We start from the raw sequence: 9,091 nt of genomic DNA on the forward strand, positions 1-9,091 counted from the left end.
GCGCGCCCACGATCGCGACGGTCGTGGGGTGAGCCTAACCCGAGAAGGAAACGATCATCTTTCCGGTGTTCTCCCCGCGCAGCATTCCGAGGAAGGCCTGGGTGGCGTTCTCGACGCCCTCGACGACCGTCTCGTCGTAGCGGAGCTCGCCGGAGGCCAGCCAGCCGGCCACGTCCTTGACGAACTGCTGCTGGAGTCCGTAGTGGTCGCCGACGAGGATGCCCTGGAGGCGCAGCCGCTTGCCGATGACCATCATGAGGTTGCTCGGGCCCGGGGCGGGCACGGTGTCGTTGTACCCGGCGATGGCGCCGCAGAGCGTGGCGCGTCCGTGCACGTTCATGGCGGAGATGGCCGCTTCGAGGTGGTCGCCGCCGACGTTGTCGAAGTAGACGTCGACGCCGCCGGGGGCCGCCGCGGGGAGCTGCTCGGCGACGGGGGCGTTCTTGTAGTTGAAGGCGGCGTCGAAGCCGTACTTCTCCGTGAGGAGCGTCACCTTCTCGTCCGAGCCGGCGGAGCCGATCACCCGGGAGGCGCCCTTGATCTTCGCGAACTGGCCGACGAGGCTGCCGACCGCGCCCGCCGCGCCGGAGACGAAGACGGAGTCGCCCTCCTTGAAGGAGGCGACCTCGAAGAGGCCCGCGTAGGCGGTCAGGCCCGGCATGCCGAGGACGCCGAGGTAGGCGGAGAGCGGGGCGAGGGAGGCGTCGACCTTGGTGGCGTGCTGCGCGTCCACGTCGGCGTACTCGCGCCAGCCCAGGGGGTGCAGGACGTGGTCGCCGACCTGGATGCCCTCGGCGGCGGAGGCGACGACCTCGCCGACCGCGCCGCCCTGCATCGGCTGGTCGAGCTCGAAGGGCGGGATGTACGACTTGCCCTCGTTCATCCGGCCGCGCATGTAGGGGTCCACCGACATGTGGAGGTTGCGCACCAGGATCCGTCCGGGGGCGGGCTCGGCGGAGACGGGCACCTCGCGCAGGGCGAAGTCCTCGGCCACGGGCCAGCCCTGCGGACGGCGGACGAGGTGCCACTCGCGGCTGACGGCGGGGATCTGAGACATGAGGGACTCCTGGGGGAACGAAGATTTACTTCAGAACGTGAAACAACCATGCGCCTGGATATTTCATGTTGTCAAGTAAACGGGTACCCTGGAGCCATGCCCAGTCGTCGCGCAGACCCAGTCACCGTCGAGGTCGTCGAGCTCATCGGCGATGTCGTGGCCCGCTACCACATGGAGTACGAGGAGGCGGCCGCCCGCCACCAGCTCACCGGGGCCCAGGCCAAGGTGCTGAACCTGCTCTCCCTGGAGCCGCTGCCCATGCGGCGCATCGCACAGAAGCTGCGCTGCGAGCCCTCGAACGTGACCGGCATCATCGACCGGCTGGAGACCCGCGGCCTGGTCGAACGCCGCCCGGACCCGGCCGACCGCCGGGTGAAGCTGGCCGCCCCCACGGAGCAGGGCGTGGAGACGGCGGAGCGGCTGCGCGAGTCCCTGGACTTCGCGCGCGAGCCGCTGGCCGGACTCTCGGAGGAGGAGCGCACGGCACTGCGCGACCTGCTCAGGCGGATGCTGGCCTGAGCCGGGGGCCGTCCGCCCCGGTCAGCCGACCGCGCGGGGGCACGGGGACGGCAGGGAGCCGGGGCCGGCACACCGGCCGGGCCGCTCCACCGCCGGGGCCGACCGCCGGCCCGGCGGTCAGGCGGGCCGCCAGTCCGACGGCAGAGGCCCCGGTCAGCAGAAGATCCAGAAAACGCATTCCTCCGTCGGCTGGGGCTGCGGCTTGCCCGGCTTGGTCTTGGTCGGGGACGGCTTCGCCGTGCCCGTCGGGCCCGGCGCGGGCTGCCCCGACCTGGACGGCTGTACGGACGTCCCGTCGGCGGAAGCTTTCTGCGAGGGCGTCGCCGCCGAGGCGGAGGCGCTCGCGCTCGCCGAAGGCGTCGCCGACCCGCTCGGGCTCCCGCTGGGCCGGGCCGTCTTCGCCGCCCCGCCGGAGGCCTTCGGCAGGACCCCCGGCACGGAGGGTCCCGCCACGCTCGGCGGCGCGTCGGGCTGCTTGGGCCCGTTGTCCGTCAGCACCACCTTGTCGGCCCGGTCGACGCCCTCGTCGTCGCCGACGATCCGGGCCACGGCGATCGAGCCCCCGGCCGCGAGCACCACCCCCAGGCCGAGCGCCAGCACGCCCCGGCCGCGTCTGCGGCGGTTGACGGCCCGCTTGCGGGTGCCCGCCCGGCCCTCGTGGGGGCCCGACAGCACGACGAGCGAATCGGCGAACACCTCGGCCAGCGCGGGCTGCGGCTCGGGCCCCCGGGCCGGGGCGCTGGGCGCCGCGACCACCAGGTGCTCGGCCGGGGTTCCGCACCCGGCGCAGGCGAGCGCGCCGTTGAGGTGCCTCTGACATGCGGGGCAGAAGTAGTTCATGGCGCCCACAAACTATGCGGTCCCCGGCAACATAAGCATTCCGGGATCGTAAGGATCCTGTGTGGAATCGTTACGTCCATGACAGCGACCCCGAATCCGGGACGGTCGGGAGCCTTCGGGCCGACCGCCTTCCAGCTGGTGCTGCTGCGCAGGATGGCCGACTTCCAGCCCGGCCTCGCCGAGGAGGCCCGGCTGCGCCTGGGCGCCTCGCTCGCCGAGCAGCGGGAGGCCAACCGGCGCTGGCAGGCCATGGTGCGCTCACCCCGCTCCCGCGGCGCGCTGGCGCGCTACCGGTCGGTGCTGGGCCCGCCGGAGACCGCGGAGCCGCGCCGGATCGGGGACCTGGAGTGCGAGGCCCTGCTGTGGCCGGTGCCGCTGTGGCCGGAGCTGCGGTTCGAGGTGCTGGCCGCGCCGGACGGGGCGGTGTGGAACGAGTGGCTGGTCCGGGCCCCGGGCGCGCGGGGGCCCGTACTGGAGACGGCCGGGGACCTGCTTCCCTGGTCGGCGACGGTGGACGAGGTGGCCCGGGCCTTCGCGCCGGCGCGGCCGATGGAGGGCACGGCGCCGACACGCTGGCGCCTCGCGTTCACCGCGTCGGGCCGGCCGCTGGTCGCGGAGTTCACGTACGGGCTGCTCCAGCGGGTGGAGCCGGGCCAGGACGCCCCCTAGGGCCTGTCGTCAAACTCCCGTCTGCCCCGCGACGCCTGGCACGCGCTCTCGCCGCACCGGGCGAAAGCCAAGTACGTCCAGTACGCGGGCTTCCGCCCGGCGCACCGAGAGCACGCACCAGACGCCGCGGGGCCGCCCTCCGGGCGACGACGGGAGTTTGACGACAGGCCCTAGGAGCGCAGGAAGGCGCGGACTCCGGCCGAGGTGGCGTCGTCGCCGAGCAGGTCGTTGTGCTTCAGGCAGCCGACCGGCGTGTTGAGGGCGCCGGAGAGCGGGACGCTGCTGTCGGGGTTGACCACCTCGTCGCAGTCCGACCAGAAGGTGGCGTACTTGACCGCGCCCGGCGTCTCGTCGCCCGCCGCCAGGTTCTTGACCACGTACGAGCCCGGGGTCATGTCGCGGCACCCCTGGTCCCACAGGGCGCAGGCCCAGGCGGTGGACGTGCCGTGGTTGGGGCCGGCCAGCGAGACCCAGTGGTCCACGGTCGCGGCGCCGCCGCCGTATTTGACGTACCAGCGGCTCACGAGCGATCCGAAGGAGTGCCCCACGACGTCCACGCGCGCGGCGCCGGTCTGCTGCCGCACCTGGTCGACGTAGGCGGCGAGGCGGCCGGAGAGCACCTCGTTGACGGACTGGTGGGTGTCGTAGCCGAAGGAGAAGAGCCGGGAGTCCGCGTAGCCGTCGGCCCTCAGGTCCTCGCGCAGGGACCCCCAGACCCCCGGGTCGGCGTTGTATCCGTGGACGAACACCACCGGATTGCGGGCGGCGGGCGTGTCGGCCGCCGGCGCGGCGGCCGCCTGGGCCGGAAAGGGCGCGAGGAGGGCGAGGCAGAGGGTCAGGAACGCCAGCATTCTCTGGCGGGGCGTCAGCATCGGGTCCCCTTTACCTTGTTACGGGTGAGTAGCGCGGGTGGTCCGCGCATGCTGCTGCCTGTCGGTACAGAAATCCACCCCCGTGCAGCACCCCTCACCCGTACGCCACGCCCCACCCGGAGCATTCCAACGGGCGATATGCCCTATTTATCCGAGAAGATATGAAATGCGATCGGCAGTCGCCGGTCTCATCCTTCGTCAGCGCTCTCGGGAGGATCTGCCGTGACCGTCAGTCTTGAGCAGTTGCGCCGCTGCCACGTCGCCGTCGACCTGGGAGCCGCGAGGACCCGCGTCTACGTCAAGGGAGCCGGACTGGTCGTCGACGAGCCCAGCGTCGCCGCGGTCAACACCCGCACCGGCGCCCTCATCGCCGTCGGCACCTTCGCCGAACGGATGACCGGACGCACCCCCGACTACATCCGGGTCGTACGCCCCGTCTCCGGCGGCACCGTCGTCGACATCGAGATGGCCCAGCGGATGCTGCGCCACCTCCTCGGCGAGAAGCTCCGCCGCGCCCTGCGCCGCAAGCCCCGGCTGCGCGCCGCCTGCTGCACCCCGCACGACGCCGACCCGCTCGCCCAGCGGGCGGCCGTGGAGACCATGGTCGGCCTCGGCGCCCGGCGCGTCGAGCTCGTCGACACCCTCATCGCGGCCGCCGTCGGCTGCGGCCTGCCCGTGGAACAGCCGACCGCGACCATGATCATGGTGTGCGGAGCGGCCGCCACCCAGATCGCCGTACTCTCCCTCGGCTCGATCGTCACCGCCGAACGCATCCCCGTCGGCGGCGAGGCCATCGACCACGCCGTCGTCCAGCACCTGCGCCACGCCCACGAGCTGATGCTGCCCAGCCAGGCCGTACGCCCCCTCCAGCTGGCCCTGCACGGCAACGGCATCACCCCCGAGGGCCCCGCCTCCACCCTGATCCACGGCCGCGACGTGGCCACCGGGCTCGCCCGCTCCGTCCACGTCGACACCGCCGCCGTCCGGGACGCCATCCACACCCCGCTCACGGCCGTCCTCGACGGCATCGGCAAGGTGCTCCGGGACTGCCCGCCCGACCTGGTCGCCGACCTGACGGACCGGGGGATCATGATGGTGGGCGGCAGCGCCCTGCTGCCGGGCCTCGACAAGATGCTGCGGGACTCCACCGGAATGCCCGTCGCCATCGCCGAACGGCCCGACGTGTGCGCCGTGCTGGGACTCGGCGCAATGCTGGAAGGAAAGATCGCGCCCATGGTCCTCAACCCGCTGGCCGGATGACCCTGGACGGACCCGCCGGAGCCGACCCCGGAGCCGGCGCCGGCTCCGGCTCCGGTGGGGCCGGTGCGCCTTCGAGCAGTCTCCCGGTACTGCTGGAGGCGGTGCTCAGCGTCGGCTCCGAACTGGAGCTGCACACCACCCTCCAGCACGTCGTGGACTCCGCCACCGACCTGTGCGGGGCCCGGTACGGAGCGCTCGGGGTCGTCGACCCCGAGCGCGCCCGGCTGACCCAGCTGTTCACCTCCGGCATGACCGAAGCCGAACGGGCCGCGATCCCCCGCCTGCCCGACGGCCGCGCCGGCGTGCTCGGAGCCCTGATCAGCGACCCCCGGCCACTGCTGCTCGACGACCTCACGGAGGACCCCCGCTCGGCCGGCTTCCCGCCCGGCCACCCGCCCATGCGCAGCTTCCTCGGCGTGCCCATCCGGGTGCACACCGAGGTCTTCGGCAACCTCTACCTCACCGAGAAGCGCGGCGGCGGCCCCTTCACGGACGAGGACCTCGCACTGATGCGCGTACTGGCCTCGCAGGCCGGGATAGCGATCGGCAACGCCCGGCTGTACGAGACCGCGCGCCGGCGCGAACGCTGGATCGAGGGCGCCGCCGCCGTCACCACCACCCTGCTCGCGGGACGACCCGCGGCCGACGCGCTGATGTGCGTCGCCGAACGCGCCCGGCTGCTCGCGGACGCGGCCGCGGGCGTCGTCCTCCAGCCCACCCCCGAGGGCGGCATGGAGATCGTCGCCGCCTCCACCCACGGCGACCCCGGCGACCTGATCGGCACCGCCATCGCACCCGGCTCACCGGTACTGGTCCAACTGCTGGGCGGGGAACCCGTCTTCATAGAGGACTCCGCCACCGACCCCCGCATGACCACCCACGTGCGCGAACGCTTCGGGCCGAGCATGATGCTGCCGCTGCAGAGCGGCGGACAGCTGATCGGCACCCTCGCCCTGCCCAGGGCCCGGGGCGGCCAGCCGTACGACGCGGTGGACCGGCTGCTGGCCTCCCAGTTCGCCTCCCAGGCCGCGCTGGCCCTCGTCCTCGCGGACGCCCAGCACGACCGCGAGCAGCTGGCCGTCTACGAGGACCGCGACCGCATCGCGCGCGACCTGCACGACCTGGTGGTACAGCGGCTGTTCGCCACCGAGATGATGCTGGAGAGCACCCGGCGGCGCTCGGCCAACGCCGCCGGCGGCGACGACGGGGGCGGGGACGGGGACGAGGTCGGGGAGGAGCTCGGCAGGGCGGTGGACGAGCTGGACTCCACCATCCAGGAGGTGCGCACCGCCATCTTCGCCCTCCAGCAACCCCCGAGCGACGCCCCCACCACCTTCCGCGGACGGGTGCTCCGCGAAACCGGCGGAGCCGCGGTGCTGCTGGGCTTCCAGCCGTCGGTGCACTTCGCGGGCGCGGTCGACGCCCTCCTCCCGGACCCCGTCACCACGGCCCTGCTCGCCACCCTCCGCAGCGCCCTTGCAGCGGCCCACCGCCGCAGCGAGGTCACGTCGATCGAGGTCGAGATCGACGCCACCCCCTCCCGCGTCCGCCTCACGGTCTCCGACGACGGCCGCACGGAAGCGGGCACGCGGGGGACGACGGTGGTGTGGGAGGCGGGGTTGTAGGGGGTACGCGGCCTGCGGCCCGGGCCCGCCATCTCCCCCTCGCCCCCCAGGGGCGGGGCGGTGTTTGCCCACCCGCCCCCTTGTCTGCGGGCCGGTGGTTCCGGGAGCGGGACCCCCTTCGGCGGTCTCAGGGAGGGTTGGGGGCTTCCCGTCAGTCCCATCGTCCTTCCGGTTCGGGCCGGTCCCTCAAGGGCGCTCCTTCGTCGCGTCGCTACGCGATCGCCTTCGGCGACCCTTGACCGACCGACCCGAACCGGAAAGCCGAAAGACTGCCGGGAAACCCCCAAAGAAACGGCACGGTCCAGAGAGGAGGGACGGGCGTCTCAGGGACCAGGCGCGGTGCCGGGGGCCGGCCCGCCGGGCATCCGGGCCCCCAAGAGCCGAGATCCGGAGTCAGCGCGCGACCACCCGCACGAGAAGGCGAACAGACCGCCCTGCGGAGCCCCCAGGCGCGCCAGATCGCTACGCGCTCCCCTGGTCTCGGCGTCCGACGGCCGTCTTTGGCTGATACCCGCACCAGAGGGCGAACAGAGCTCCCCAGGAAGCCGACAGGCGCGGCGGATCGCTACGCGCTCCTCCCTGCTCGGCGTCGGACGGCCGTCTGGGGCTGGGATGGGGCACGAAAGGGGCGGGCGAAGGCCTTCGAGGGGTGAATCGCCCCTCGCGCAGGGTTTTTGGCGGCTTTTCGGGGTCTGCGGGTGTCTCTTTCACCCGCAGACTCCGACAGAGGACCGTCCGACCCCATCTCAGCCCGCCAAATGCAGGCAAAAGGGGCATGGGGGCCTTCTGTGGGCTCATGATCGACCCAAGACGGCCGCCGGCCGCCGAGACCAGGGAAGCGGGTAGCGATCGGACGCGCCTGTCGGCTCCTTGGGCTGCTCTGTTCGCCTTCTGGTGCGGGTATCAGCCCAGGACGGCCGTCCGACGCCGAGCCGGGAGTAGCGCGTAGCGATCCGCTGCGCCTGCCGACTCTCTGGGCTGCTCTGGTCGCCCTCTGATGCGGGTATCAGCCCAGGACGGCCGTCCGACGCCGAGCAGGGAGGAGCGCGTAGCGATCCGCCGCGCCCATGCGCCTCCTCGGCCGCTCTGTTCGTCCTTGGGGTGCGGCAATCAGCCACAGGCGGTCGTCTGACGCTGAGACGGGAGGAGCGCGTAGCGATCTGCTGCGCTTGGGGGCTTCCCAGGGGGCTCTGATCACCCTCTCGTGCGGGTGGCCGCCTCCCTGGCCCTGAGCCAGGGCTGGACGAGCCCGGATGCCCGGCGGGCCGGCTCCCGGCCCCTCGTCTCATCGCTGAGATGCCCGTCCCTGCTCCTCTGCCCCGTGCCGTTTCTTTGGGGGTTTCCCGGCAGTCTTTCGGCTTTCCGGTTCGGGTCGGTCGGTCAAGGGTCGCCGAAGGCGATCGCGTAGCGACGCGACGAAGGAGCGCCCTTGAGGGACCGGCCCGAACCGGAAGGACGATGGGACTGACGGGAAGCCCCCAACCCTCCCTGATCCGGTCCCAGGGGGACACCGCTCCCCGGCACCCCGGCCCGCACCCAGGGAGGCGGGTGGGCAACCCCCGCCCCACCCCAGGGGGTCGAGGGGGAGATAGCAGGCCCCCACCGAGAGCCAGTCGATGGCCCCGCGAGCCGCCTGCGCCTAGGGTGGACCGGTGACGACCCGTCTCTCGGCCCGTGCCGCCATCGCCGCCCTCATCGACCCCGACTCGTTCGTCGAACTCCCCGCGCCGCGCGGGGAGTCGCCCGCCGACGGGCCCCTCGGCTGGGCCGGGTACGACGCCTCCCGGGCCCGGGCCGGTGCGCGGACCGGCGAGTCGGAGTCGGTGGTCATCGGCACCGCCCTCGTCGGTGGCCGGCCGGCCACCGTGATCTCCTTCGAGTTCGGGTTCCTCGGCGGGTCCCTCGGGCAGCGCACCGGAGACCGGCTCGAAGCCGCGTACACGCACGCTCGGGAGCAGCGGCTGCCGCTGGTGTCCCTGATCGCGACCGGCGGTTCGCGGATGCAGGAGGGGATGCTCGCGCTGACCCAGCTCCAGCGGGTGGCGCGGCAGTGCGTGCTCACCCGGGCCGCCGGGCTGCCGCAGATCGCGGTGCTGCGCGATCCCACCACCGGCGGCGGGTGGGCCACCCTCGGGGCGGGGGCCGATGTCGTGCTGGCGCTGCCCGGGGCGCAGGTCGGCTTCGCCGGGTCCCGGGTGCGGCCGGCGGACGCCGATCCGGCGGCGTACACCGCCGAGGGGCAGTACGGG

Annotated in this window: 8 protein-coding genes; 5 read left to right on the forward strand and 3 right to left on the reverse strand. The window is 73.1% G+C overall.

From position 1 onward, the window contains the following. Positions 1-34: 34 nt before the first annotated feature. Positions 35-1,057, reverse strand: a complete 1,023-nt coding sequence (locus SSNG_RS11125; RefSeq protein WP_007263922.1) for an NADP-dependent oxidoreductase — start codon at positions 1,055-1,057, stop codon at positions 35-37. Between the two features lie 96 nt (positions 1,058-1,153). On the opposite strand from SSNG_RS11125, the gene SSNG_RS11130 reads away from it, so the two are divergent. Further along, the gene (locus tag SSNG_RS11130) at positions 1,154-1,576 is read left to right on the forward strand and encodes a MarR family transcriptional regulator (protein WP_007263923.1); all 423 of its coding nucleotides are present in this window, start codon (positions 1,154-1,156) and stop codon (positions 1,574-1,576) included. 153 nt (positions 1,577-1,729) lie between these two features. On the opposite strand, the gene SSNG_RS37860 is transcribed toward SSNG_RS11130, so the two are convergent. Beyond that, positions 1,730-2,416, reverse strand: a complete 687-nt coding sequence (locus SSNG_RS37860) for a hypothetical protein (RefSeq protein ID WP_129593300.1) — start codon at positions 2,414-2,416, stop codon at positions 1,730-1,732. Between the two features lie 78 nt (positions 2,417-2,494). Here SSNG_RS37860 and SSNG_RS11140 point away from each other — a divergent pair, with 78 nt between their 5' ends. Next, entirely contained in the window at positions 2,495-3,085 is a 591-nt protein-coding gene (locus SSNG_RS11140) for a hypothetical protein (RefSeq protein WP_007263925.1), read from the forward strand. A gap of 170 nt (positions 3,086-3,255) precedes the next feature. Here SSNG_RS11140 and SSNG_RS11145 read toward each other — a convergent pair whose 3' ends face one another. Then, entirely contained in the window at positions 3,256-3,957 is a 702-nt protein-coding gene (locus SSNG_RS11145; RefSeq protein WP_007263926.1) for a triacylglycerol lipase, read from the reverse strand. A 222-nt stretch (positions 3,958-4,179) separates the two neighbouring features. Between SSNG_RS11145 and SSNG_RS11150 the strand changes: the two genes are divergently transcribed. From SSNG_RS11150 to SSNG_RS11160, 3 genes are all read left to right on the forward strand, one after another. After that, a complete protein-coding gene (locus SSNG_RS11150) occupies positions 4,180-5,217 on the forward strand; it encodes a rod shape-determining protein (RefSeq protein WP_007263927.1) in 1,038 nt (345 codons plus the stop codon). Then, positions 5,214-6,842: a GAF domain-containing protein gene (locus tag SSNG_RS11155; protein WP_128636928.1), complete on the forward strand. Its 1,629-nt coding sequence runs from the start codon at positions 5,214-5,216 to the stop codon at positions 6,840-6,842. Before SSNG_RS11150 ends, SSNG_RS11155 begins: the two co-directional genes overlap by 4 nt. A 1,652-nt stretch (positions 6,843-8,494) precedes the next feature. Beyond that, on the forward strand, positions 8,495-9,091 hold a 597-nt coding region (locus SSNG_RS11160; protein WP_007263929.1), incomplete at its 3' end, for a carboxyl transferase domain-containing protein.

This window comes from Streptomyces sp. C, from assembly GCF_000158895.1.
GTDB classification, from domain to species: Bacteria; Actinomycetota; Actinomycetes; order Streptomycetales; family Streptomycetaceae; genus Streptomyces; species Streptomyces racemochromogenes.

What these genes read in the sequence shown, in the direction of transcription:
- SSNG_RS11155 (WP_128636928.1), top strand. Translation starts at nt 5,214, where the DNA reads ATGACCCTGGACGGACCCGCCGGAGCCGACCCCGGAGCCGGCGCCGGC.
- SSNG_RS11125 (WP_007263922.1), bottom strand. Translation starts at nt 1,057, where the DNA reads ATGTCTCAGATCCCCGCCGTCAGCCGCGAGTGGCACCTCGTCCGCCGT.
- SSNG_RS11140 (WP_007263925.1), top strand. Translation starts at nt 2,495, where the DNA reads ATGACAGCGACCCCGAATCCGGGACGGTCGGGAGCCTTCGGGCCGACC.
- SSNG_RS11145 (WP_007263926.1), bottom strand. Translation starts at nt 3,957, where the DNA reads ATGCTGACGCCCCGCCAGAGAATGCTGGCGTTCCTGACCCTCTGCCTC.
- SSNG_RS37860 (WP_129593300.1), bottom strand. Translation starts at nt 2,416, where the DNA reads ATGAACTACTTCTGCCCCGCATGTCAGAGGCACCTCAACGGCGCGCTC.
- SSNG_RS11130 (WP_007263923.1), top strand. Translation starts at nt 1,154, where the DNA reads ATGCCCAGTCGTCGCGCAGACCCAGTCACCGTCGAGGTCGTCGAGCTC.